This window comes from Pseudomonas sp. E45-MNA-CIBAN-0222, assembly GCF_040310405.1.
Classification (GTDB): domain Bacteria; phylum Pseudomonadota; class Gammaproteobacteria; order Pseudomonadales; family Pseudomonadaceae; genus Stutzerimonas; species Stutzerimonas stutzeri_AC.
Genome location: NZ_JBEOPU010000103.1, coordinates 1 through 272, shown reverse-complemented (window position 1 = coordinate 272; position 272 = coordinate 1). Strand labels below are relative to the sequence as shown.

The window sequence follows — 272 nt, the reverse complement described above, 5'->3', positions numbered from 1 at the left end:
ATACTGGTCACAGCCATCCGAAAATCACTCAGCGTGTCCATGAGCAACTTGATAAGTTTACCCATACTGCGGCACAAATGATTAACTATGAATGCTATGTCGATCTTGCCGAAAAGCTTTGCGAAAAAGCCCCTATCAGCGGTGAGAAAAAAGCGTTCTTTTTAACCACTGGCGCAGAAGCGGTTGAAAACTGTATCAAAATTGCTCGTGCAAAAACTGGTCGTCCGGGTGTCATCTCTTTCGTTGGTGGCTGGCATGGTCGTACCTTAATG

Annotated in this window: 1 protein-coding gene; it reads left to right on the top strand. The window is 45.6% G+C overall.

Annotation, left to right across the window (positions count from 1 at the left end; genetic code table 11):
* Positions 1 to 272 (top strand): aminotransferase class III-fold pyridoxal phosphate-dependent enzyme (locus tag AAEZ08_RS22945; protein WP_500125181.1); only part of this gene is annotated, 272 nt, incomplete at both ends.